We start from the raw sequence: 24826 nt of genomic DNA on the forward strand, positions 1-24826 counted from the left end.
CCACTCACTAACCAACCCGCCCTCTCTCCCAACCCCCCCCCCCCCCCCCCCGGGGGGGGGGCCCCCCCCCCCCGCCTGCCGCCGCGGCGGCACGGCCCCGAACCGCCGACGCGGCCACGGCCCGTGGCGCGGCCCGGGGCGCGGCGGGACGGCGCGGTTCCCGACCGGCGGAGCGCGTGGTGCACGTACAGATCGGGCGGCTCGAGGTCAGCGCGGCTCCGCCGCCCGGCTCGGGGCGCCCGGCCGCGGCCCGACCCGAGCACACGGGGCGGCGCGCGCCCGCGCTGAGCCTGGAGGACTACCTGACGCGCGGCGAGAAGAGGGGCTGACGCCATGAACGGAATGAGCGCTACCAACGGTACGTACGGGGGAGCGGATTCATGAGCAACGCACTCGCCATCGCGACGGTCACCCAGGCCCTGGCCCTGCTGATCGCCAACAATCTGCAGCCCGAGATCGACATCGCGGTCTCCGTCGAAACCCGCAAGCCTCCGGCCGAGCCGCCCACCGAGCCGACGATCACCGTCTTCCTCTACCAGGTCACACCGAACGCGTCCCAGCGCCACCACGACCTTCCGACGCGGGCCTCGGACGGCACGCTCCTCAAACGACCGGCCGCGGCGCTGGATCTGAACTTTGTGATCAGTGCGTACGGGGATGAGACCGAACTGGTCGGCCAGCGGCTGATCGGCTGCGTAGTGCGCACTCTGCACGAAATCCCCGTCCTACCACGGGAGTTGATCGAGGAGGCCGCGGAGCGTCCGTATCTGGCCGGGAGCGACTTGGCCGATGCGGTGCAGAAGGTGCGCTTCACCCCGGCACAGATGGACATCGACGAGACCTCGAAGCTCTGGGGGATGCTGCACCAGACGCCGTACGCGCTGTCGGTCGCCTACCAGGCGTCGCTGGTTCTGATCGAGGGCCGCGACAAGCCGGTGCCGGCGAAGCCGGTTGAGCGGCGCACGGTCCGGGCCATCCCGTTCGGCGCTCCGGGCGCGCCGCAGCCGCCGACGACTGGGGCCGGGGCGGGGGCCGGGGGCGAAGCCGGGGCCGGAGGCGAGGCCGGGGCGGGGGGCGAGACCGGGGCGGGGGGCGAGACCGGGGCAGTGCCTGCGGAATCCGCGGCGCGGTCGGGCCGCTCCGCGCCGACACACGATCGCGCCGCGGATTCCGGCGGCGCGGTCACAAGTGATTCCTCGGGACGAGCCACCGCCCGTGCCGGCAGCGGTGGACGAGGCGCATCGGCCCGTACGGGCGCGGGCCCGGCAACCGCCAAGGATGCGGGCGCCGGCGCGGGCGCGAAGGCCACCGGCGGCCGGTCCGGCAGCAGCTCCTCGGCGCGGCAGGCCGAGCCCACGACCGAGAGCGCGAAGCCGACGGCCTCCGGGGGCGGTCGTACCGCGGGGGCCGTCGGGGCCGAGATGAAGCTCGGGGACGTAGCGAAGGCCGGAGACGAAACGGAGGTCGGAGCCGAGGCCACCGTTGGTGCCACGGACCCCACGGACGCCACGGGGTCCGTGAAGAAGCGTTCGGGGTCGAAGTCCGCGGACGGCGAGCCGAAGGCCGCGCCCGCCCGTACGCGCAAGGCGCCCGGCACGGCAGCTCGCGGCACGTCCCGGCGGGGCGGCGGACGGTCCGGCACGTCCGCGGACGACAAGGAGAGCTGAGGCCGGTGCGGAACACGGGGGCGGGTGAGGGCATGGACACGTTCGACGGGATCGGACCGGGCGCGGCGGACGCCGGCTCGGACGGCCCGGCGCTGGCCACGGCCGTGAGGTCGGTACTCGCACGCGTCGACGCCCACGCGGGGCGCGTCCCGAACCGCATACGTTCCACGAGCGCGCGGTCCACCGACGCACGGCCGGGCGACCCGAAGTCCACGGACGCAGCGCACAGCGGTACCGGCTCCACCGGATCCGCGCCCCACGGCGCCGGTGCCGCCGAGCCCGCAGGCATGCTCGCCGCCTCCCCCGAGGGCAACGAACCGTCCACGCCCGACGCCGAGTTCGGCTCCACCGCCGACGGCGAGACGGGGGCCGCCGCGCTGACGAGCGCCCGTGCCGACGACGGCGGAGGGACCGCGTCCGGAACAGCACGTTCCGGGCACTCCCGCGAACGGCGGCGCGTCCACCCCGAACTCGCCTCGCCCCGCGGAGAGATAACCGGTCCGGCCACCCTCGACGCGCTCGTGGCCTGCTTCGACCTCACCCCCTTCGAGCGCCAGGTCGTTCTGCTCGCCGCCGCCGCGGAGTTGGATCCCACCGCCGCCAGCCGCTGCGCCGCGGCGAGCGGCGACCCGGACCGGGCACACCCCACCTTCTCGCTCGCCCTCGCCGCGCTGACCGATCCGCACTGGAGCGCGCTCACGCCCGTCGGCCCGCTGCGCCGCTGGCGGTTGATCGAGCTGGACGACGAGACCCGGCTGACGACCTCACGGCTGCGGATCGACGAGCGCATCCTGCACTTCCTCGTCGGCTCGCCGTATCTCGATGCCCGGCTGCACGGGCTGCTGCGCCGCGCGCGAGTCCCGGACACCCTCCCGGCGTCGTACGACGTCGCCGCAGGCCAAGTGGCCGCGGCCTGGGCGGACGCCGCTTCGGACACCGCGCTCCGCGTCGAGCTGGTCGGCGCCGACCTGCGCACCCGTACCGACATCGCCGCCGCGGCCGCCCGCCGCTCCGGGCTCGGCCTGTGCGCGATGGCCGCCACCGATGTGCCCACCGACCCCGCCGAGCGGGACCGGCTCGCCCGCCTCTGGCAGCGCGAGGCGATCCTCCTCCCTGCCGCGCTCCTTCTGGAGGTCGGTGACATGGACCGCGAACAGTCCGCCGCCACCGATGCGTTCATCGAGGGCACCGCCGTCCCTCTGGTCGTCTCCAGCCAGGACCCGCGGCAGTCGGCCGGGGCCCGCGGCGAGCGGATCACCGTGCCCGCCCTCGACACGGACGAGCAACTGGGCCTGTGGGCGGACGCCTTCGAGGGCGTACCGGAGATCTCGGAGGAGAACCTTCGGGACCTCGTGGCGCAGTTCTCGCTGCCGCCGCATGTCATCCGGTCCGCCGCCGCGGCGGTACGCCGGGACCTGCCCGGGGAGGACCGGCTGGACGCCACCGGGCTCGCCTGGCGGGCCGGTCTCTCCGAGGCCCGGATGGGCATGGACGAGCTGGGGCGGCGGATCGAACCCCGGGCGGGGTGGGGCGATCTGGTGCTGTCGGAGCGGCAGTTGCGGATCCTGCGCGAGATCGTCGCGCACGTACGGCAGCGGGGCACCGTCTACCAGGAGTGGGGCTTCGCGCAGACCCTGCGGAGCGGTCTCGGCGTCACCGCGCTCTTCGCGGGCGGCTCGGGCACCGGCAAGACCCTCGCCGCCGAGGTGATGGCGAGGGAACTGGGCCTGGACCTGTTCATCATCGATCTGTCGCAGGTGGTCAGCAAGTACATCGGTGAGACCGAGAAGAATCTGCGCAAGGTCTTCGACGCGGCCGAACGCGGCGGGGCGCTGCTCCTCTTCGACGAGGCGGACGCCCTCTTCGGCAAGCGCAGCGAGGTCAAGGACAGCCACGACCGGTACGCCAACCTCGAGGTCAGCTATCTGCTGATGCGGATGGAGGCCTACCGGGGGCTGGCCGTCCTCACCACCAATATGAAGAAGGCCCTGGACTCGGCCTTCATGCGCCGTATCCGCTTCGTCGTCGACTTCCCCTTCCCCGGGGAGAGCGAGCGCGCCGAGATCTGGCGCCGGGTGCTGCCCACGCAGGCGCCCACCAAGGGCATCGATCCGGAGCTGCTGGCCCAGCTGACGGTGGCGGGCGGCTCCATCCGCAATATCGCGCTGTCGGGCGCCTTCCTCGCCGCGGAGGAGGGCGACCGGCTCCAGATGCGGCACATGCTGGCGGCCGCGCGCACCGAATACCTGAAGCTGGAACGCTCCTTGACGCCCTCGGAGGTCCACGGATGGGTCTGAACGAGGAACGCACGCGGGCTCGTACCCAGGCAGGTACGCAGGCACGTATGCAGCCACAGGAGCACACGGTGCGGGTGGACATCGGCGAGCTGGTGCTGGACGGCTTCGAACGGGTCGACCCGGACCGGGTCTCGGCCGCCTTCCAGCGGGAACTGGCCCGGCTCGTACGGGAGCGGGGCGTACCGCTGGCAGCGGACGGCGAGGGCCGGGCCCTGGAGGCTCTGTCCGGGCTGCCCGCACTGCCCGCCACCACTTCGCCCGGTCGCATCGGCGAGGCGCTGGCGCGCGCGGTGCACGCCGGGCTGTCGGGGGGCGGCGAGGCCGACCGGCCATCGGCGGGACCGGGGCGAGGAGGGCCGCGATGAGCGCACATGCCACGTCGCAGGACACGCAGTCCGCCAACGACAAGCGGCGCAAGCGCAAGGAGCGCGCCAAGTCCCCGGTGCCGGAGCCGAAGAACATCGTCAGCGGCGCCGGTCAGCCGCTGGACCTGAGCGTGCGGCGCGAGCTGGAGGAGCAGCTCGGCCACGACTTCAGCCGGGTGCGGCTGCACACCGACCGGGACGCGGGGCAGCTCACGGAGATGCTGGGCGCGGACGCGGTCGCGGTCGGCCAGGACATCTTCTTCCGGGAGGGGACGTACCGGCCCGGCACGGCGGACGGGCAGCGGCTGCTGGCCCACGAGCTCCTGCACACGGTCCAGAACCCGGACGGGCTGGGCGCACTGCGGGTGGGGCGCGACGTGGGCGCGGTGAGCCTGCCGCAGCAGTCGATCGAGCGCGAGGCGGAGTCGGCGGCGCAGGAGTTGGTCTCGGGGGAGACGGCCGCCCGGGAACCGGCCACCGAGGTCCAGGAGGGCCGGGCCACGCCCGGCTGGCTGCGGTACACCACCGTGGACGCGGACCGTAACCGGATGGAGCAGATCGATCCGGCGACCCTCGTGGACCGGCTGGCGAACTCGGTCGTGCGCTCGCTGCGCGGCGACCCGGAGGACCGGTCGAAGCGCACCCGTAGGCAACTGGCGAGGCTGCCGGACGAGTTGCAGGACGCCGTCCTCGAACGCCTGGAGACCAGGCTCCTCAGCCCGGAGCACGAGCGGGTGCTCGACCTCGTCGACGACATCGAGGCCGACGACGACCTGGAGCGGAGCTCGCTCGAAGCCCCGGCCGTCGAGACGGATCCGGCCGAGGAGCTGCGGTTCGAGCGCGAGAGCGAGCGGCGGACGGCCGAAGAGCGGCGGGAAGAGCAGCAGAAGCCCGCAGTGGCGCCGGGACCGGAGAAGGACGAGGCCGGCGCGGGTGGTGCCGCCGGCAGTACCCCGCAGAACGGGGGCACCCCGGAGAGCGGGAGTACCCCGGAGGGCGGGAGCGCCCCGCAGGGCGGCACGCAGGAGCAGAAGCCGGGCGCCGACGCCGTGGGCAGCAGCGGGAGTTCGCCGTCCGGGGGGCAGCGGTCGGAGGCGCCGTCCGCCGCGCACCAGCAGCAGTCGTCCTCGGCTGCGCCCGCGGGAGGGCAGCCCTCGGGCCAGAGTGCGTCCGGGGGCGGGAAGTCCGGGGATGGGAAGTCCGGGGGCGAGCAGCAGGGCGGTGAGAAGACCGCGGGCGCCGAGAAGGGCACGGAGGATGAAGACCAGCAGGGCGCCCCGGCCGAGAGCAAGGAGGAGTCCGCGGCCAAGAACCGTCCGGGCGCGGTCGATCCGCTCGTGGCGGGACAGCAGCTGAAGCAGGAGGACAAGCGGGGGCAGGAGAAGCCCACGGGTTCACCGACGGCGTCCGCTAAGGACACCCAGCTGCCGGGCGCGTTCAGCACGCTCGACGGCGCACGGAACCAGGATCTCGACGGTCCGGAGGAGAAGGCCGACGAGGACCCGTTCGGTTCCGGCGGCGAGTCGGAGGTCAAGGTCGGGGGCGAGGAGAAGAGCGCCTGGGACGTCAAGCTCCAGCCGGAGGACTTCCTTCCCGAGCAGGACCCCGATGTGTCGGCCGTACCGACCGCGGACGAGCTGGACCCGTCCTCGTCCTCCGCTGTTTCGGCCCCGTCGTTCCCCGCTCCCCCGGTCACCAAGGCCGACCGGGTGCAGGCCGAGCGGGATGCGGAGGACGCCGAGGACGCGGAGGTGGAGGCCGAGTCCGAGGAGGACGGCGCCGCCTCCCCCGCCGATATGGAGCTGTCGGCCGAGGCGGACGAAGGTGGTCAGGCAGGCGGGCAGCTCAGCAGCCTCGCCCTGGAGCAGGCCGCCGAGGCGCGTACGGGACCGGGCGCCACGTCGAGGGACCCGAAGACCGGCACCGATCCGAAGGCCGGGCCCGTAGCCGCACAGACGACGGTCCAGGAACAGCCGGGCAAGTCCGAGGGCGGCAGCGACGCCAAGGAACAGGCGGCCAAGGAGGAGAAGGGCACTCCGGCCGCCGGAGGCGACAAGTCGGGGGCCGCGCCGGAGAAGGCCTCTCAGCAGGCGGTGGGCGGCCAGTCGGCGGCGCCGGAGCCCGCGGCCAAGGAGGAGCAGAAGAAGACGGACTCGGCTCCGGCGGGCAAGAGCGAACCGACGGCGGACTCGAAGGCCCCCTCGCCCGCACGGGACACCCATGTCTCGGGCGGGTCCAACGCGGATACGCCCGGCGGGGCGAGCAGCAACGCGGCCAGCGGCGCACAGAGCGATTCGTCGAACGGGAGTCCGGCGCAGAGCGAGCAGAGTTCCCCTACGGAGGCCCCAGCGGCGACTGCGCCCGCCGCTCCGCAACCCACGAAGGCCCCCGAGGCACCGGCCGCCGCGCCAGCCCCGAAGGCGGCACCGGCGCCCAAGGCCGCGGCGCCCAAGTCGGCTCCCGCAGCCAAGGGAACGCGCGGTGGGGGCGGCGGCGGAAGGGGTGGCGGCGGAGGGGGCGGCAGCAGGGCGGCCGGCCCGGCCAAGGGCAAGAAGGACTCCGGACCGGCGCCGAACCTCTCGAAGGTGTCCCCGGAAGCGGGCCTGTCCACCGCCTCAAGTCTCAAGCCCCACAAGGCACTTCAGGCCATGACCGGTGTGAGCGGCTCGGTGGACCGCACCGTCGGCGACGAGCACCAGGAGCTCGCCGCCGCGCCTCCCTCGATGCAGCGCCCGGCGGGCGCGCCGCAGACCCTCCAGGGCAAGCCGAAGGCCGACGCACCGGCCCAGTACTCACAGGATCCTGCGCAGAAGTCCGAGGCCCCCGAGCAGGAGAAGGCCGAGGTCAAGGGAGCCAAGGAGCCCGAGGGGCAGATCGAGGCGGAGAAGGCGGAAGAGCCGGGCGGCTGGGACACCTTCAAGATGGCCCTGGGCTTCGGCCTCGGCTGGATCGCGAACAAGCTCGGCTTCGAGGTGGACGCGCAGGAGCTGGCGGCCAAGTTCGCCGGGCTGCCGACCAAGGACGAGGCGCTCAAGCAGGCCCAGGCCGGCAACGCGCCGGGCGTGGAGATGCAGGGCGCCGCCGAGCAGACAGCCGGCGAACAGGGCTCCGCTGTCGACACCAAGGGCCAGGAGGCCGTCGCGACGGGCCAGGACGACGCCGCCCGCCCGATGGGCGAGAACCAGGTCTACCCCAATGCTCCCAAGGAGCAGATGACGGCGAAGGTTCCGGGCCAGCAGGGCGGCAAGGGCGGCGGTGCCCCCGGGGGCGGCGCGACGACGGGAGCCGTACCTCCCGAGGCCGCTTCGGAAGTGGCGGAGCACGAGCGCGGGCCGCAGTTCAAGGCCGCGTTCAGCGACGGCCAGAAGAGCATGTCCGAGGGTCGGCAGACCAAGGACAAGGACTTCCGCGACTCCCAGCAGAAGCACAAGCAGCAGGTCGACGCCGAGATCGCGACCAACACCAAGAGCCAGACGGGCGAACGCGAAAAAGCCCTGACCGAGGTCACCTCGCAGCGTTCCGACTGGCGCAAGGAGCAGGACGGGGAACTGAAGACTCTCGGTACCAAGAAGACCGAGAGGCACGACAAGGTCCGCAAGGACGTCAAGGACAAGGAAGAGAAGGCCGACAAGGACGTAACCAAGGAGAAGGACGACGGCGACAAGAAGATCCGGGACGAGAACACCAAGGCCGAGGACGACGCCAAGAAGAAGCGCGACGACAGTGTCAACGAGTCGGGCAACTGGATCAGCAAGGCCTTCGACTGGATCAAACAGAAGGTCATCGAGATCAAGAACGCGATCGTCAGCGTCATCAAGAAGGCGCGTGACGCGGTCGTCGGCTTCATCAAGAATTTCAAGGAAACGGTCGAGCGCTGGATCAACGAGGCCCGTAAGTTCATCGTCGACGCGATCAAGAATCTCATCAATGATCTGATCGAATTCGCCAAGAACATGGTGCGGGCCATCATCGAACTGGCCAACCGCATCCGGAAGTTCATCACTTCACTGATCGCGACCGCGATCGCCTTCGTCAACAAGCTCGCCACCCTGCTGAAGCAGATCATCACCGATCTGCTGAACGCCATCGGCAAGCTGCTCAGCAGCATCCTGGACCTCCTCAAGAAGATGCTTCAGGCCGCGGTCGAGGCCGTCGTGAGCGCGGTGAAGGCGGTCCTGGACTTCGCCTCCAAGCTTCTGAGCGCGCTCGGCGAGTGGATGCTCATCGCGGTCGACTTCCTCTCCGACCCGGGCGGCTGGCTGGGCGGCGCCAAGAACTCGGCGGTGGACGGGGCGAAGAACCACCTGTTCCGGGAGGTCTCCTCGGCCGTCAAGCAGTGGTTCAAGGACAAGATCCAGGAGATCATCGGCGTCCCGAAGGCCGTCCTGGACAAGCTGATCAACGGTGGCTACGCCCTGGACAAGATCATCAAAGAGGCGTGGGACGCCGTAGTCCCCCAACTCCCGCTGATCATCGGCGAACTGGTCATGACCAAGATCGTCGCCAAGCTGATCCCGGGTGCGGGATGGGTGATGGCGGTCATCGACGCCATCCGTACGGCCTGGGGCGCGCTGAGCGAGATCCTGCGCGCGCTGGGCATGGTCCTGGACTGGCTCAAGGCGGTCCGCAGCGGCGGCGCGGGCATCCTGTTCGCCAAGGCGGTCGCGGCGGGCGTCGTCGCGCTCCTCGAGCTTCTGTACGAGGCGCTGCTGAGCGGTATCGGCAAGTACGTCGCGAAGGTGGGCAGGCGCCTCAAGGGCGTCGCCGCCAGGCTCGGCGGGGGCAAGGGCAAGGACGACAAGGACGGCGGCGGTAAGGGGTCGGCCGGCGAGGGTTCGGACGGCAAGGGCGGCAACAAGAGGGCGGACGAGAAGGGCCCGAACCAGGAGAACGCCCCGAAGTCCCCGGGCGCACCGGGCTTCCGCCCGATGGCCACGAGGCCGAGGCCCGGCACGAAGCCCGACCTCACCAAGCCCACGGGCACGAGGCCGGGCCCGGGCAAGACAACCGCCGGACCCGGCAAGCCGAAGGACGGCCCGGGCGACGGCAAGAGGCCCGTGCCCACGGGCAAGGACAAGAACGGCAAGCCGAAGGACAAGGACGACGAGAAGCCGGACACCCGTCCGACGCCGGCCCCGAAGCCCAAACCGAAGCCGGAACCCAAACCGAAGCCCAAGCCCGAGCCGAAGCCCAAGCCTGAACCGGACACGAAGCCCAAGCCGAAGGACACCACGCCGGATAAGACGAAGGACGGCGACAAGGACCCCCAGAAGGACAAGGACGGGGACCCCAACAAGCCGAAGGACCAAGACCCGACCAAGCCCATGGCGGGCAAGGACGGCGACAAGGACGCGCCCGGCAAACCGAAGAAGGACAAGGAGGGTGACGGCAGGAAGACCAAACCCAAGGAGGACAAAGACGCTCCGCCCAAAGCGAAGCCGAAGCCGGACAAGAAGGGCCCCGTCGGGCCCAAGCCCCGGCCCGACAAGAGCGGCCCCGGCAGGCCCAAGTCCAAGCGGGACAAAGACAGGACGAAGAAGGAAGAGAACTCGCAGAAGTCGAAGGAAGACCGACTGGACAAGATCATCGCCCGCATCCGGCCGCGCATCAAGTCGAAAACAGAGCACGGGATGCCCGACCGGTCATTCCGGGCGATGCTCACCGAAATGCGCAACTGGTATCGCCTGAGCAAGCTCGACGGAACCGGTCTCCCCGACATAACGATCCGCGCAACTTTGAATCCCGGCCCCAAAGACGTCGAAACCGTCCATCAGCAACGCGACGCAGAGACAGAGGGCCGCGTCGACTATGACGAACCCCAGAAGGAGAAGGGGTACAAGAACGAATTCAAGGCCAAAAAAACAGCACCCGAATCCTTCACCGGCAATTTCAGCGATTTCCCGAATTGGAAATGGGTCAGTTACGCTCCACTACAGACCAACGTCTGGCATCCGGCTAACATCCACCTCAACCGTCCGACAAGAGTACCCCGCCCCAAAGGGAAATATCACGTAGAGCCCGGGAAGGGCACAGGCGGAGGAGTGCCGGCACACAAAGAAAGGTGGCAGAAATACATAGCGCAAGAGAAGGACAAAGAAAAGCGGGAGATCAAGAAGAACGGCAGGCCCACCGACCGGACCGTCCCAAGAAACAACAGGCACGATGAAAACTGGGCGAAGGCAGTTATTGAGAAAAGGTACTGGGGAATGGATTGGCGGGACCTCTACCTTCTCGGTAAGGGTGGCACGCCCAGAAGCGCGGTCGGCTGGCAAGAGCATCACATTAATCCCGTCAACTGGGGAGGTACCAATGACGTACAGAACATGATCTTCATCATCCACGAAGATCATCACCCCATCACCACATGGTTCGAGTCGACCAAGGACCAGATCCTCGGCCAACTGAAGAAGGAAGAAGAGAGCCGGAAATCGTGAGTGGCACTGAGGAACTCCTCCACCGGGCACGACCAGGCGGACAGAGCGCCGCCGCCGCCATCCGGCGCCTGCTCGGCCTGGGGTCCAATGCCCTCGGCCAGGTCGTTACAGCATTCGAGATGGACCCTTTTAACAGTCCGGGACTGGCCGAGGTGATCCGTCGGAACCGAAGCCCGGAAGCAGTCGCCGTCCACCTCAGAAATCTGGAATCCGACTCCATCGAACTCTCCAGATATTCCATGGAAGCAGTAGGCGCATCAGGCGATCCGGCGGCAATGCTACGCCTCGTCCAGATCCTCACGGACGAGGAAGAGTTCGAGACTCAGCGAGCAATGGCAGCCTCCGCGCTCGGAGCTCATGCCGACAGCAACGTGCTGGCTGCGCTCAGAGAGACTGTCGACCGTCAAGCTGCACGGATCGCTGACGATGAAGATCCTCAGTTCCTTTTGATCGAGGCAGTCGTAACACTGGCCAAACACGGTGACCATTCACGTGCACCCCTCTTGCTCGAAATTACGTCAAATCCCGACTCTGTAGCACAGGAGGAAGCCGTTCAGGCTCTTGAGGTGGCCATCGCCGACGGCATGATCGAGACGCTCGCCACCATCTCGCGCGACCCGTCTCCTATCCTTGCCGTGCTGGCCGCGAAACCCCTCTTCCTCCTGGGCGACCTGAAAAGCTGCGAAAAACTGCAGGCGATGGCCCAATCTGATGACTACGACGTGAGCCAGACCGCCATGTCTTATTTGTGGAGACTTCTGGGAACAGAGCCCAGAGATTCGCACGAACTGAATGTGGCGCGGCGCGAGTGGGCTGCCGTTGTGTCAGATATGGCCAGGGGAATCTGCTACAGGACCGGCCATCCTATCAACATCGGACAGTTGGTCGAGACATTGATGAGCAGCGAGGACATGTGGCTCCGAGAACAGCTTACTGATGAACTGCAGAACAGGACGGGATTCGATGTGCAGGGAGCGATCCTGTGGGAGGAGGAGCAGGAGTTTGCGCACCGGGTAAACGAAAGGCGATTTACAGAAGGGGCTCTTTACAGATGGGGGTATCGCCAGGACATCCCGTCCGCCTGAGCTGTGAGCGAATATCTTCGCAATTTCCGAACCATGCCGCGAACAAGGGGAGTTAACCTGTGACCCGCTACGCCGACATACCCAAGCCCATCCGTTCCGGGATCGTCATCGTCGATCCCGAGCGCGGAACCCCGCAGCGCATCATCGTGCTGCAGTTCAATCCCGACACCCTCGAGCTTTCGCTCTCGCTCCAAGCCGCCGGAGGCGGGGGTGACAGCGGTGGGGGTGGGAGTGGAGGGGATCGCAACGAGGGGCCTCGGCAGGCCAAGAAGCCGCTTCATGCAGGCAGTCATGGAAGAGAGAAATAAGGCTCTGCCTGGCACCAAGGCATTCGACGACATCGACGAAATGCGTGACAAGTTGACCAAATTCAGGTCGAAGGCCGGGAAGGGGCTCTATCTTTGAATTCCTGTATCGCATCGGCCGGTTCCGGAGCTTCAAGCGGACCGCGGGCGACAATGACGCAGCAGTGGCTGACTACAAAGAACTCCTCAGCGCCTACCTCGGATCGTTGGACTCTTTCGCCTTGAAGGAGTCGGATAACTGGTGGTTAATGGTTTTCGATCGGGTTCTCTGACCACAGGAGCAGACATCAGAATCAGAAGGAGCGTCCTCGCATGACCCGCTAGCCGACGCGAAGACCATCTGGCGAGGAAGGGAAATGATCGATGGCTTTTGACTCCTACCACTGGCAAGAGGCTCCGATTGATGATCCGGAATTCGTCGGCGCCCGCTTTAAGCTTGCCTCTGGCGAAGGAGACGAGAACGACTTCCTCACGCTACTCCGCAGCGACTGCACTGTTGCCGTCGGAGTGGCCATGGACCACTACCATCAAGCCGAATCAATGACTCGGTTCGGTGACGAAAATCCCTACGCTCCTCATGAGGATGAAGTCTTGGCGAAGGCCAGGTCGGTCCTCAACGGACCTGCCTGCCGAAAAAGCGAAACGGGAGCATACGAGGATGGGGCGAACCATTCCAGCGCCCTCTATGTGATGGGCGATCTGGCGGACCCCGAGGATCCCAAGGATCGCGAAGCCATCGCATCCGCAGTTCGAAAGGCATCGACACGCGCCTCGCTCGAGGCCGCAACAGGGACCGCGGGCATGCTGCTGACGGAGTCGGATCCTCTCGACGAGAATCTGCTGGATGCCTTGGCGGAGGTAATTCTCGATGAGTCCCGGGACATCTGGGATCGCGTGCGGGGCATCGTCGCTCTCGGAAATGTCACGGACCGGCGGGCCGGCGACGTACTCGCGCGTGCCGCCGACCAGAAGAGCGAAAAGATCCGTCAGGAAGTAGCAATCATCCTCTCGAACCGCCATATGTCCACCCATAGAGCCGTCGTCGAAGAAATCGCTGAGGATTGGCCCGACGACACGGAGTACCCGCAATCAATTGTCCTTGATGCACTGCGAGCTGCGAAGGGGGAAGAGACGTGACCTCAGTCAGGACCGTCCTCCCTGCCATTCATGGGAGAAGGGACGACTCATGACCCTTTTCCCGAGGAAGGTCATCATGGCGACTCTAACCGCGAACGAACAGCGGCACGCGGCATCACTAAAAGCCATCGAAGAGAGTCCCTTTCTCGATGCCAGGTGCGGAAGTTGCAAGGAACTCGGAGAGTCACTCGAAGAACTCCTGCCCCTTTACGAGCACAACGAAGACTGGGATGAGGTTCAGCTGGATGAGGACCTCATGACATGTTCTCTACGATTCACAAACCTCGGCGCCCAGTGGTCGGCCTCCAGCGGCCTGCCCGAGATGTATGGAGAGTATCGGGTTCTCCATTTCTACGATGTATTGGACCAACCCGAAGGCCCGCCAGCGATGTCAGGAGCAACTGAATTTCAGCGCCAGTTCCTGTCGGAAATTCGCCTTTTCGACAACACACCCCGCTCTGGAGCGGGAATGATGTCATTCATTCGCTTGCAGCCCAACGTCACGCCACTGGAGATCTGGTTCCAGGACATTGCGGACATCGGCGGCGACCCGTATCCGCCCGGCTATCTGAAGATGGACATCACCTATTGCCAGTATCTCGACGCCTTGCTTCTCACGAAAGGCACCTACGGCTGGCAGTACTTGTACACGGATATCTCGCTGCGTGGCGGTGATTTCCAGAGCAAGGTCAATTACCTTCGGGGAATGTTGGAAGCCTTTCCCGAAATATTCCCGGAGCACGACTACACACCGCTGCGTGAACGTCTGGAGGCCCGGCTGTGACCCGCTACGCGGATATACCGAAGCCCATCCGCTCCGGGATCGTCATCGTCGATCCCGAGCGCGGAACCCCGCAGCGCATCATCGTGCTGCAGTTCAATCCCGACACCCTCGAGCGCTCACTCTCACCTCAAGCCGCGGGAGGCGGTGGTGGTGACAGCGGTGGGGGTGGGAGTGGAGGGGATCGTAACGAGGCGTTGCGGCTCAAGGGGCCCGCGCAGGAGACGTGGAAGTTCACCGCCGAGATCGACGCGACCGATCAGTTCGAGGTCGCATCGCCCGACGGGATCCACCCCCAACTGGCGATGCTCGAAATGCTGGTGCAGCCCACCACCGCCCAGCTCCGCGAAGCCACGCGCCTCAGCAAGAAGGGCACGATCGAGATCAGCCCGATCGAGATGCCGCTGACCCTCTTCACCTGGGGAAGCAAGCGCGTCATGCCGGTCCGGCTCACCGAGCTCTCGATCAACGAGTCGGCCTTCGACGTGAACCTCAACCCGATCAGAGCGTCGCTCAGCGTCGGGATGAAGGTGCTGACGGTCAGCGATCTGCCCGTCGGCCACCGCGGGGCCGAGCTGTATCTCGCGCATCTCGCGCAGAAGGAGCGGCTGGCCGGGGCCGGGGCCGCCGGGCGGCTCGGGTCCCTGGGGCTCACAGGCGCCGACATCGGAATGGGGAGGGCGTAACAGACCATGATCGAGCCGTACGAGAACGCGCTGGACGCGATTCCCGGGTCGCATCCGTATCCGCGGACAAGCCGGTACCACGATGCCGAGATCGGGGTGCACCGGTCGGCCGACGGGACCGAAGTCCGTTACACCAAGCGGCGGTTGCTGCCGCCGCTCGGCGACGGCCTCACCGACGAGGACACCGCTCCGCACATCGTCAACAGCGGTGAGCGCCCCGACCACCTCGCCCAGCGCTATTTCGGCGATCCGACCCAGTGGTGGCAGATCGCCGACGCCAACCCCGTGCTGGATCCGCACGAGTTGACCGACGAGCCGGGGCAGGAGATCGAGATTCCGCTGCCCGGCGGCTTCCCCGGCTCCGGTTCCGGAGCCGGAACCGGAACCGGAACCGGAACCGGAACCGGAGCGGGTCGATATGCCTGATCAGCCGATCGGGAGCGGCCCCGTACACCTCACCCTGCACATGGGCCCCAAACTCACCCGCCCCGTGCCCGCCGAAGTCACCGAGGCGCTCCTCTCCGCGCAGATCACCAGCACCGCCGGAGAGCGCAGCGGTTTCCAGCTGGCGTTCGATCTCACCAAGAAGGGGGCGATCATCCAACGGCTGCTGCCCGAGGGCTTCTTCGATCCGAAGACCCGCGTGATCGTCACCGCGGCGGTCAAGGGCACCCCGTTCGTGCTGCTCGACGGGCTGATCGTGCGCCAGGAGGTCGGGGCCAGCAACCAGCCCGGCCAGTCGACGCTCACCGTCACCGGTGAGGACCTGACGCTCCTCATGGACCTGGAGGAGCGGACCGACCGCTACCCGAACCTCGCACCCTCCCAGCGCGTCGCCCGCATCCTGCAGAAGTACGCGGACTACGGCATCGACCCGCTGATCATCCGCGAGCAGATCCCGCAACCGCCCCGGGAGCAGCTGCGGGTCGAGTACCAGACGGGTTCCGATCTGAGTTACGTCAACGAGCTCGCGAAGGCCAACGGCTACACCTTCTATCTCGACCCGGGCCCGCGCCCCGGCCGGTCGACCGCGTTCTGGGGCCCCCAGCAGCGGCTCGGCCAACGCCAGCACGCCCTCAACGTCAACATGGACGCCAACTCCACCGTCGACCAGCTGACGTTCGCCTACGACGGCACCGCCCGCGAGGAGCCGCAGGCCCGGGTGCAGAATCCGCGCACCCGCGACTCGACCCTGCTCCCCCAGCCCGACATCGGGCCGCTGCGCCCACCGCTCGCCCGCCGGGCCACCCCCGCCCTCAAGCGCAGGACGCTGACCGGCACCGCGAAGAAGGACGCCGGGCAGGCCCAGGCGGAGGCTCTCGCCCACGCCGCGACCTCCGCGGACGCGATCTCCGGCTCCGGGCAGCTCGATGTGAACCGGCACGGCTACATCCTCCGGCCGCGCGAGCTGGTCGGCGTGCGGGGCGCCGGGGTGACGTACGACGGCGACTACTACGTCACCAGCGTCACCCACAACCTCCGGCCCGGCTCGTACCAGCAGAACTTCACCATCTCCCGCGAGGGCCTGATCGCCCGCAGCGACACCGTCCGCCCATAGACCCATAGACCCGCAGACCCGCAGACCCGCAGACCCGCAGACCCGCAGACCCGCAGACCCGCAGACCCGCAGACCCGCAGACCCGCAGACCCGCAGACAAGTGGACCCCAAGACCCCAGACCCGTAGCCCCCATGACCTCAGGAAGACCCAGGAGCACTCCGTATGGCCGCTGCACCCAACAACCGCTTCCTCGGCAAGTTCCGGGGCCGGGTGGTGGACAACAACGATCCGCTGGGGATCGGCCGGCTCACCGTCGCGGTCCCGGACGTGCTGGGCGACACCCCATCCACCTGGGCGATGCCCTGCTTCACCTTCACCGGGCCGCAGGCCGGCCAGTACGTCATCCCGTCCGTCGGCGCCGGCGTATGGGTGGAGTTCGAGCAGGGCGATCCGAGCTATCCGGTCTGGACCGGCTGCTGGTACGGCGACAGGTCGGAGCTGCCGGCGGACGCGCTGAAGGACCCAGCGCCGCACCACCCCGTCGTGATCGAGACCCCCAGGCATCACCAGTTCGTGATGTCCGACGTGCCGGGCGGCACAGGGATTCTGCTCAAGGCGCCGGGCGGCGCGTACGTACGCATCGACGAGACCGGAGTGCACATCAACAGCGGGCACGGGGCCTCGATCTCACTCGTCGGCGACCAGGTCGACATCAACGAGGGCCGGCTGACCGTGCCCAAGAAGCGATAGCGAAAGAACGGGGAGAGAGTCTTGTCCGGGAACTCGGGGAATCTCGTGGGCGGCAGTGCCGTGATCAGCTGTCCGCACGGCGGACGGGCCAGTGCCGCCTCCGCCCAGACCGGTGTACGTCTCGACGGGCTGCCGGTGCCCACCGGCGCCGATGCCTTCACGGTCAGCGGCTGCCCGCACACCGTCGACCGCGTGCCGCATCCATGCACCACCATCCGCTGGAGCCCGGGCCCGGACAGCGTGCTGGTCGACGGAGCGCCCGTGCTCCTGGACACCACCCACGCACTGTGCTTCACGGCCGCTCTGGTGCCACAGGGCCGGCCGCTCGTCTCCTCCGTACCGCAAGGGGTGCACTGCCGATGACGACGACGAGGACGACGATGAGGGCGAAGAAGGTACGTTCCGACATTGCCTTTCCGTTCCGGACCGACCGGCGGGGGCGCACCGCACATGCGTCGTACAGCGAGCATGTGCGGGATCTGATCGAGCAGTTGCTGTTCACCAGCCCCGGCGAGCGCGTGATGCGCCCCGACTTCGGATGCGGCCTGCTCGACCTGGTCTTCACACCGAACAGCCCGGAACTGGCCTCCGCACTGGAGCTGTCCGTGCACGCCTCGCTGCAGCGCTGGCTGGGCGAGTTGATCGAAGTGGAGGACCTGGACGTAGTGAGCGAGGAGAACGTCGTGCGGGTGCATCTGCGTTACGTGGTGCGCTCCACCGCCGACCGGCGCGACGACGTGTTCGAGGGGAGGGGCGCCGCATGAGCGGCCGGAACAACGACCTGGCCTGTCGTACGGACGGCAGGCGCGGCAAGGTGCGGGCGGCCCGGCTGGGCGGGGTGGACGCCGTCGAGGTGAGCGACGACGGGCTGACCCTGACCGTGACCTTCATCGGCAAGGCACCGCACGGCCTGTGCCCGGATAACGTCCGCATCGACGGCGGGCGCCGGATCACCGGCATCGAGGCCGTCGAAGTGGCGGTGGAGCGCGAGGAGGACCCCGAGCTCGACGACCGGCTGTACGTCACCGTCGACCGGTCCGGGGACTCTCCCCCAGCTACCGCTGGGGGTGCCCCCACCCGCTACCGTCTCTCCCTCGTCGACACCGACCCGTACGGGCGCCCCGGCACCGAGCCCTTCCCGGGCTTCGACCAGCGCTACTTCTGGGCGGACTTCTCCTTCCTGCCGGACTGCCCGACGCCCTTCGACTGCGCCGACGGGCAACCGGACCTCCCGGAGACCTTCCGGCCCGCCCCCGTCATCGACTACACGGCGCGGGACTACGACACCCTGCGCCGGCTCGTCCTGGACCGGATGGCCCTCACCACCCCGGACTGGGTCGAACGGCACGCCCCCGACCTGGGGGTGACGCTGGTCGAGATGCTCGCGTACACGGCGGACCGGATCAGCTATCAACAGGATGCGGTCGCGACGGAGGCGTATCTGGACACGGCGCGCCGCCGGGTGTCCGTGCGCCGACACGTCCGGCTCATCGACTATCCGATGCACGACGGCTGCAACGCCCGCGCGTTCGTCGTCCTCGAGACGGTCGAGCCGCTCACCCTGCTGCCCGGCACGTACCGCTTCGCCGCCGTCGACGTGCGGACGCTCGGTGTCCGTGACCGGCCCGACGTCGGCACCGTCATCGACGACCGGGACCTGGCCGTGCTGGACGAGCGCGGCTCGGTGGAGCTCTTCGAACCGGTTACCGGCGGGCCCCTGTGCCTGCGGCCCGCGCACAACGCCATCCACCTGTGGACCTGGGGCGACGAGGTGTGCTCGCTGCCCAGGGGCGCCACCTCCGCGACGCTGCGCGACGAGTGGGCCGACGAGGACTGCGCGGCGCGGACGCTGGATCTGCGGCCCGGCGATCTGCTGGTGTTCGAGGAGGTCCTGGGCCCGCGCTCCGGGGCGCCCGGCGACGCCGACCCCTCGCACCGGCAGGCGGTGCGCCTCACCTCCGTCACCCCGGCCGTGGACCGGCTGGCCGAGCAGCCGGTGCTGGAGATCACCTGGTCCCCGGAGGACGCGCTCACCTTCCCCGTATGCCTGTCCACCGTCGGTGGCAGGGACTGCGCGCCGGTCGAGGACGTGAGCGTGGCGCGCGGCAATGTCGCGCTGGTGGACCACGGCTGTTCGCTGACCTTCTGCGAGGGGACGCCCGAGTCCGTCACCGTGCCGCCCGTGCCCCCGGTCCTCGGGTCCTGCGCACCGGCCGACCTCGGCTGCCGGGACCGCGCCGAGGGGAACGAGCCGGCACAGCTCATCAACTCCCTTCTGGACCGGACACGTTGCGGGAACGCGCTGACGCCCGACGCCGTACGGGAGCTGTTCACGGTGGTGGGCGAGGACGCGACCGCGCGGGCCGGGATCGGCATCGAACTCGCCGGGCAGCGGCATGGGCGCCTCCCCGCCGAAGGCGGGCGAGGAGGGAGGGTCGTGCCCGGCACCGCCCACGCCCAGGCCGAGGCGCTCGAGACGCTGCTGGCCCAGGGCCTCTACCCGGGCATCGCCGCGCGCTTCCGGCCCGTGCTCCGGCACTCACCCGTCGTCCAGGCCGTGCCCTTCCCGGAACCGGGCCATGTCGCGGCCGCTCAGGCGGCGCGGCTGGCCGGCATTCCGGCCCGGGTGCGGCAGCGGCTGGTGGAGCTGTGGCGCACGGCCCGCGACTGCGACGGCCTCTCGGAGGACGAAATCGCCGAGCTGACCGTGCTGTTCGGGCTGCGCCTGCTGGAGCGTCTCGAACTGCGCAGGCACCCGGTCCGCGCGCTGCGCGAACTGCTGCACCGCAGCGACAGGCTGCTCGGCACGAAGCTGCGGCGCCTGGAGGTTCTGACGGCCCGTGCCCGCGCGGGCGCGGTGCTCGACGGCCGTATCGCCTGGGAGATCGCGCACAGTTGGGGTCCGGGGTACGCGGCCGGGCTGCACCCGGAGGAACCGGTGCTGTACGGGCCGGCCGCCGCGCTCGTACAGGATCCGCGGGCCGCGCTGCCTGCCGTACGTCTGACGGACGGCGAGGACCCGGAGAGCGTCTGGGAGCCGCGGCGGGACCTGCTGGACAGCGGGCCCCGGGACCGGCACTTCGTCGGCGAGCTGGAGGACGACGGTCGGCTGGCGCTGCGCTTCGGCGACGGCCGGCACGGCGCGAAGCCGCCGCCCGGCGCGAGGCTGGAGATCCACTACCGGACCGGCGGAGGCAAGGCCGGGAACGTCGGGGCCGAGGCCATCAACCATCTGGTGCTGTGCCGCGACCCGGACGAGACCGATGCGGCGGAGCCGCTGCCGGTGGCCGGGGTGCGCAATCCACTGCCCGCCGTCGGCGGCACCGAGCCCGAGCCCCTCGAGCAGGTCCGCCAGCTCGCCCCGCTCGGTCTCAAGCGCACCCGGCTGCGGGCCGTCACCGCCGCGGACTACGCGGAGCTGGCATCGGGGCTCCCCGGTGTGCAGCGCGCGGCGGCCGAGATCCGCTGGACCGGCAGCGTACAGGAGGCGCACGTCGCCATCGACGCGTACGGGACCGTTGATCCGTCGGCAGAGCTGCTCGACGCGGTCGCGCACGCGCTCGAGCGTTACCGCCGCATCGGCCACGATGTGGTGGTCGGGCCCGCGCGGCCCGTACCGCTCGACATCGAGCTCGAGGTGTGCGCCGCGCCCGGGCATCAGCACGGGCAGATCCTGGCCGAGCTGTACCGGGTGCTGGGCAGCCGTGCGCTGCCCGGCGGGCGGCTCGGCTTCTTCCACCCCGACGCGCTGAGTTTCGGGGAACCGGTGCGGCTGAGCCGCCTGGTGGCGGTGGCGGCCGCGGTGCCCGGGGTGCAGAGCGCGCGGGTCACCCGGCTGCGCCGGCAGTTCCACGAGGGTTCCCTGGACAACACGGCACTGGAGGCAGGTGTGCTGCGGCTCGGCCCGCTGGAGATCGCTGTTTGCGACAACGACCCGGAGCGGCCGGAGAACGGTCTGCTCTCACTGGAGCTCGGGGGTGGACGATGAGCGGCACCTGCGGATGCGGCTGCGGCGGGCATGACGAGCGCCACGGCCCGGACGCCCTCTACAACCCGCCGGGACGTACGGCACTGGACTACCGCGTCGGCGAGTACGGCTCCTTCCTGGCCGCCATGCTCGACCGGCTCGCCTCGCCCGCCTACCCGGCGCTGCGCGGGCTGACCGTACGCACCCCGGACGACCCGGCCATCGGGCTGCTGGACGCCTGGTCGGTCCTCGGCGATCTGCTGACGTTCCACTCCGAGCGGATCGCCGACGAGGGCTATCTGCGCACCGCGAACGAGCACCGCTCCCTGGCCCTGCTGGGGCGGCTGGTCGGACACCGGCCACGCCCCGGTGTCTCCGCCGACACCCTCCTCGCGTACACCCTGGACCGCGACCCGCGCTCCGCCGAGAACACCCCGGTGCGGATCCCGCGCGGCTCGCGCAGCCACAGCGTGCCGGCCGCGTCCGAGGAGGACTCGCAGACCTTCGAGACCAGCGAGGATCTCACCGCGCGCTGGGACTGGAACGAGCTGAAGGTGCGGCGCCGCCGGCCGATGCTGCTCACCCCGGACGATCTGCGGACGCGGTCCGAGCTGTACGTGGCCGGGACCGCCAACTCCCTGCACACCGGGGACCAGTTGCTCTTCGTCTTCAGCGGGGAGCGGGAGGCGGCGACCGGACAGCGGCTGCTGCTGCCCGTGTCGCGGGTCCGGATCGACCGGGACGACGATGTGACGGCCATCGGGCTGCCGCAGTCCGCGCCGGCCTCTCTCAAGGAGCTGGTGGACGAGCTCCGCCAGTGGATCACGGAGCCGGACGGCGACCCCGACGAGCAGCCGGACGAGGAGAGGCCCACCCCGGAGAGCCCGAATCCCCGTCCCGTCAGCAAGCTCATCGACGCCTTCGACGACCAGGTGCTCGCGCCGCTGCGGGCGGACCTGCCCGGCATCAAGACGTCGGCGCAGTTCGCGCGGCGGCTGGAGGAGCCGCACGACCGGCTCGCCGAGGCACAGGTGATCGCCGCTCCGTACGAGGAAGTCGCGGCCTGGTTCGAGCAGTTGGAGGCCGTGGTCCGGGAGCTGGCGGAGCGGGCGGCCGAACTGGAGCCGGTACGGCCCGAGCCGCTCGAGCCCACCGGGGCGCGAGCCGCGTCCGAAGGTTCGCCCGCCGTACGGGCGCTGGGCGCCGTGCTCCCCGCACTGCGTACCCGCGTGCTGCGGCCCCCGTCCGGGGCCCGCGGCAGGCCGAACGCCCCGGAGCGCCTCTTCGCGCCGGACTCCGACCTCGGCGCCCAGCTGCTGTCCGCGCTCGACCCGAGGCTGGCCGGCGGGCTGTACGAGGCGTGGCGGCAGGCCGGTCCGACCTCGCCGTCCGCCCTGCACGAGGTGCTGGCGATGCGGGTGACGGCCGCGCCCTTCGGATCGACCGCACCGCTCAAGCCGGTGCAGGACGAACGCGGCCGCGTCATCCGTCAGTCCGACTGGCCGCTCACCGGTGCCACGCTGACCAGCATGCGGGTCGTCTACGACACGGCGGGCAAGGTGCCCGTCAAGGCGGAGTTCCTGCACACGGAGGTCGGCAACTCGGTGCAGCGCACCGAGAATCTGCCCTCGGACGAGCTCTTCGACTTCGGCCCCGGCCGGATCCAGCTGTCCACCCGCGACGGCCAGGAGCACGAGCTGAGCTGGCTGGGCAGGCGGGCCGCCGGAGCGCCGGAAGCCGGCGTCACCGCACGGCTGCTGCCGGGGCTGCCGGAGCGGAGCCTGTTCGTGTCCCGGCCCGCCGAGGACGGCCGGGTCCATGTCGCCGTCCACAACGGCGAGACCCTGGAGTGGCAGCTCTCCCCCGGTGAGCAGCGGCAAGCCACCCACGGCGATTACGAAGTGACGGTCCGCTACGCGTCCGCCGGCGAACCGGCCTCCGTGGAGGTCGGTATCGCCACCCCGCCGGAGCCCGCGCACCGCAACGTCCTTCCGCTCGACACGGTGTACGACGGGATCACCGTCGGCAGCTGGGTCGCCGTCGAGCGCCCCCGCAAGGGGGCCCCGGAGGGGATCCCGGGCGACAGGAAACTCGCCCTGGTCACCACTCGGGTCACCGCCGTGCGCACCGCTTCGTACACCAATTACGGCATCACCGGCCGGGGCACCGTGCTGACCCTGGCCGACCCCTGGCTGGACGAGCACGACGTGCTCCTCTCCCACATCCGGGACACCACGGTCCACGCGCGCGGCGAGGCGCTGCGCCTGGCCGACGAGCCGCTGGGCGAGGACGTCCACGGCAACGAGGTCGAACTCGCCGAGCTCTACGACGGGTTGCGGCCCGGTCGGCTGCTCATTGTGTCCGGGGAGCGCACCGACGTCCCCGGCACGGCCGGGGTGCGCGGCACCGAGCCCGCGGTGATCGCCGCCGTCGAGCAGACCCTCGATCCGGATCTGCCCGGCGACCACATCCACACCAGGCTCACGCTCACCGCCGATCTCGCCTACCGCTACCGGCGCGAGACCGTCCGGATCCAGTGCAATGTCGTGCCCGCCACGCACGGCGAGAGCCGCGACGAGCCGATCGGCAGCGGCGACGCCGACCGGACCCACCAGACCTTCGTGCTCTGGCAGTCCCCGCTCACCTGGCTCCCCGCCGACAATCCGCTGGGCGCCACCCCCACCCTCCAGGTGCGGGTCGACGGACTGCACTGGCACCGGGTCGACAGCCTCGCCGGGCGCGGACCGCGGGAGCGGGTCTACGTCCTGGGGTCGGCCGGTGACGGGCGGACGACGGTGACCTTCGGCGACGGGGTCCACGGCGCACGGCTGCCCACCGGGCACGAGAACGTACGGGCCCGCTACCGGTTCGGCACCGGCAGCGCGGCCAATGTCCGGGCCCATCGGATCACCCAGGCCATCACCCGGCCGCTGGGCGTCACCGCGGTCACCAACCCGCAGCCCGCGACCGGCGGCGCCGACCCCGAGGGACCGGGCCTGATCCGCCATGAGGGGTCCGGGGGGCTCTCCCCGGAGAGGCGCCGGATCCCCCTCGCGGTCTCCGCGCTCGACCGCCTCGTATCCGTCCCGGACTACGAGGACTTCACCCGCTCGCGGGCGGGCATCGGCCGGGCTTCCGCCCGCGAACTCTTCGACGGGCGGAGGCAGAAGCTGCATCTGACGGTCGCCGGAGTGGACGACATCCCGGTCGACCGGGACTCCGGGATGCTGGATGCCCTGCGCTCCTCGCTCGCCGAGTACGGGGACGCGCGGCTGCCGGTCCAGGTGGACGTACGGGAGCTGGTGCTGCTCCTGCTGGTGGCGAAGGTGAAGGTGGCGCCCGACCACTCCTGGGAACTCGTCGAGCCCCGGGTCCGGCAGGCGCTGCTGCGCGAACTCGGCTATCCGGGGCGGGAGCTGGGACAGCCTGCCCTGCTCTCCGAGGTGCTGGCCACCGCGCACTCCGTGCCCGGCGTGGACCATGTGGACGTGGACGCCTTCACCGGTGTCCCCGCCTCCGTCACCCCGGACGGGCTGACGCGGCTGGCCGGGCAGCTCACCGAGCCGCGGACCGTGGTGCCCGCCCGGCTCGCCGAGTACGCCGAGGAGATCCACCGGGTCACCGCCGAGGGCGGCGAAACGCTCACCGGCATCGCCGCGCGGCACAGCATCTCGCCGGCCGAACTGCTGCGCCTCAACCCCGACATCACCGATACGCGGCGGCTGCGCAAGGGCCGTTCGGTGTTCGTCTTCCGGGGCGTCAGGCCGGCCCAGCTCGCGCTGTTCTCGCCGCACGTCGCCGACACGATGATTCTGACGGAGGTCGCCCCATGAGCGACGCACCCGCGGCCGCC

The 24826-nt window shown here is 69.6% G+C and carries 16 protein-coding genes and 1 pseudogene; all 17 read left to right on the forward strand.

The window, feature by feature from the left end; all coding sequences use genetic code 11:
- Window positions 1–179: 179 nt before the first annotated feature.
- The 17 genes and pseudogenes from ABZW18_RS07015 (at window position 180) to ABZW18_RS07095 (ending at window position 24806) form a co-directional block, all read left to right on the forward strand.
- A complete protein-coding gene (locus ABZW18_RS07015) occupies window positions 180–329 on the forward strand; it encodes a hypothetical protein (RefSeq protein ID WP_356183206.1) in 150 nt (49 codons plus the stop codon).
- A gap of 51 nt (window positions 330–380) precedes the next feature.
- On the forward strand, window positions 381–1667 hold the full coding sequence (locus tag ABZW18_RS07020) for a Pvc16 family protein (RefSeq protein WP_356183208.1): 1287 nt from the start codon (window positions 381–383) through the stop codon (window positions 1665–1667).
- A 32-nt stretch (window positions 1668–1699) separates the two neighbouring features.
- Window positions 1700–3964, forward strand: coding sequence for an ATP-binding protein (locus ABZW18_RS07025; RefSeq protein ID WP_356183441.1), 2265 nt, complete (start codon window positions 1700–1702; stop codon window positions 3962–3964).
- A 47-nt stretch (window positions 3965–4011) separates the two neighbouring features.
- Entirely contained in the window at window positions 4012–4329 is a 318-nt protein-coding gene (locus tag ABZW18_RS07030; RefSeq protein ID WP_356183210.1) for a hypothetical protein, read from the forward strand.
- Window positions 4326–10763, forward strand: coding sequence for a DUF4157 domain-containing protein (locus ABZW18_RS07035; protein ID WP_356183212.1), 6438 nt, complete (start codon window positions 4326–4328; stop codon window positions 10761–10763). The genes ABZW18_RS07030 and ABZW18_RS07035 overlap by 4 nt, the downstream gene beginning before the upstream one ends.
- Complete coding sequence (locus tag ABZW18_RS07040; RefSeq protein ID WP_356183214.1) at window positions 10760–11848, forward strand: hypothetical protein; 1089 nt, start codon at window positions 10760–10762, stop codon at window positions 11846–11848. Before ABZW18_RS07035 ends, ABZW18_RS07040 begins: the two co-directional genes overlap by 4 nt.
- 59 nt (window positions 11849–11907) lie before the next feature.
- Window positions 11908–12099: pseudogene (locus tag ABZW18_RS07045) on the forward strand (hypothetical protein); the annotation flags it as partial.
- Between the two features lie 417 nt (window positions 12100–12516).
- Entirely contained in the window at window positions 12517–13290 is a 774-nt protein-coding gene (locus tag ABZW18_RS07050; RefSeq protein ID WP_356183217.1) for a hypothetical protein, read from the forward strand.
- Window positions 13291–13366: 76 nt separating this feature from the next.
- Complete coding sequence (locus tag ABZW18_RS07055) at window positions 13367–14074, forward strand: hypothetical protein (RefSeq protein ID WP_356183219.1); 708 nt, start codon at window positions 13367–13369, stop codon at window positions 14072–14074.
- Window positions 14071–14757: a hypothetical protein gene (locus tag ABZW18_RS07060; protein ID WP_356183222.1), complete on the forward strand. Its 687-nt coding sequence runs from the start codon at window positions 14071–14073 to the stop codon at window positions 14755–14757. The genes ABZW18_RS07055 and ABZW18_RS07060 overlap by 4 nt, the downstream gene beginning before the upstream one ends.
- Before the next feature lie 6 nt (window positions 14758–14763).
- Window positions 14764–15183 (forward strand): hypothetical protein, encoded by a 420-nt coding sequence (locus ABZW18_RS07065; protein WP_356183225.1) that lies wholly within the window; start codon window positions 14764–14766, stop codon window positions 15181–15183.
- Entirely contained in the window at window positions 15176–16315 is a 1140-nt protein-coding gene (locus ABZW18_RS07070; protein WP_356183228.1) for a hypothetical protein, read from the forward strand. The genes ABZW18_RS07065 and ABZW18_RS07070 overlap by 8 nt, the downstream gene beginning before the upstream one ends.
- Before the next feature lie 163 nt (window positions 16316–16478).
- Window positions 16479–17006, forward strand: a complete 528-nt coding sequence (locus ABZW18_RS07075) for a phage baseplate assembly protein V (protein WP_356183231.1) — start codon at window positions 16479–16481, stop codon at window positions 17004–17006.
- 21 nt (window positions 17007–17027) lie between these two features.
- Entirely contained in the window at window positions 17028–17369 is a 342-nt protein-coding gene (locus ABZW18_RS07080; RefSeq protein WP_356183234.1) for a hypothetical protein, read from the forward strand.
- Window positions 17370–17386: 17 nt separating this feature from the next.
- Complete coding sequence (locus ABZW18_RS07085; RefSeq protein WP_356183444.1) at window positions 17387–17770, forward strand: GPW/gp25 family protein; 384 nt, start codon at window positions 17387–17389, stop codon at window positions 17768–17770.
- Window positions 17767–20994, forward strand: a complete 3228-nt coding sequence (locus ABZW18_RS07090) for a putative baseplate assembly protein (RefSeq protein ID WP_356183236.1) — start codon at window positions 17767–17769, stop codon at window positions 20992–20994. Before ABZW18_RS07085 ends, ABZW18_RS07090 begins: the two co-directional genes overlap by 4 nt.
- Window positions 20991–24806: a putative baseplate assembly protein gene (locus ABZW18_RS07095; protein WP_356183239.1), complete on the forward strand. Its 3816-nt coding sequence runs from the start codon at window positions 20991–20993 to the stop codon at window positions 24804–24806. Before ABZW18_RS07090 ends, ABZW18_RS07095 begins: the two co-directional genes overlap by 4 nt.
- Window positions 24807–24826: the final 20 nt, after the last annotated feature.

Source organism: Streptomyces sp. NPDC004647 (assembly GCF_040609575.1).
GTDB lineage: Bacteria > Actinomycetota > Actinomycetes > Streptomycetales > Streptomycetaceae > Streptomyces.

Excerpts from the sequence above, each read along its gene's own strand:
- ABZW18_RS07020 (WP_356183208.1), top strand. The coding sequence starts at position 381 with ATGAGCAACGCACTCGCCATCGCGACGGTCACCCAGGCCCTGGCCCTG.
- ABZW18_RS07025 (WP_356183441.1), top strand. The coding sequence starts at position 1,700 with ATGGACACGTTCGACGGGATCGGACCGGGCGCGGCGGACGCCGGCTCG.
- ABZW18_RS07030 (WP_356183210.1), top strand. The coding sequence starts at position 4,012 with ATGCAGCCACAGGAGCACACGGTGCGGGTGGACATCGGCGAGCTGGTG.
- ABZW18_RS07035 (WP_356183212.1), top strand. The coding sequence starts at position 4,326 with ATGAGCGCACATGCCACGTCGCAGGACACGCAGTCCGCCAACGACAAG.
- ABZW18_RS07050 (WP_356183217.1), top strand. The coding sequence starts at position 12,517 with ATGGCTTTTGACTCCTACCACTGGCAAGAGGCTCCGATTGATGATCCG.
- ABZW18_RS07055 (WP_356183219.1), top strand. The coding sequence starts at position 13,367 with ATGGCGACTCTAACCGCGAACGAACAGCGGCACGCGGCATCACTAAAA.
- ABZW18_RS07065 (WP_356183225.1), top strand. The coding sequence starts at position 14,764 with ATGATCGAGCCGTACGAGAACGCGCTGGACGCGATTCCCGGGTCGCAT.
- ABZW18_RS07070 (WP_356183228.1), top strand. The coding sequence starts at position 15,176 with ATGCCTGATCAGCCGATCGGGAGCGGCCCCGTACACCTCACCCTGCAC.
- ABZW18_RS07075 (WP_356183231.1), top strand. The coding sequence starts at position 16,479 with ATGGCCGCTGCACCCAACAACCGCTTCCTCGGCAAGTTCCGGGGCCGG.
- ABZW18_RS07085 (WP_356183444.1), top strand. The coding sequence starts at position 17,387 with ATGAGGGCGAAGAAGGTACGTTCCGACATTGCCTTTCCGTTCCGGACC.
- ABZW18_RS07090 (WP_356183236.1), top strand. The coding sequence starts at position 17,767 with ATGAGCGGCCGGAACAACGACCTGGCCTGTCGTACGGACGGCAGGCGC.
- ABZW18_RS07095 (WP_356183239.1), top strand. The coding sequence starts at position 20,991 with ATGAGCGGCACCTGCGGATGCGGCTGCGGCGGGCATGACGAGCGCCAC.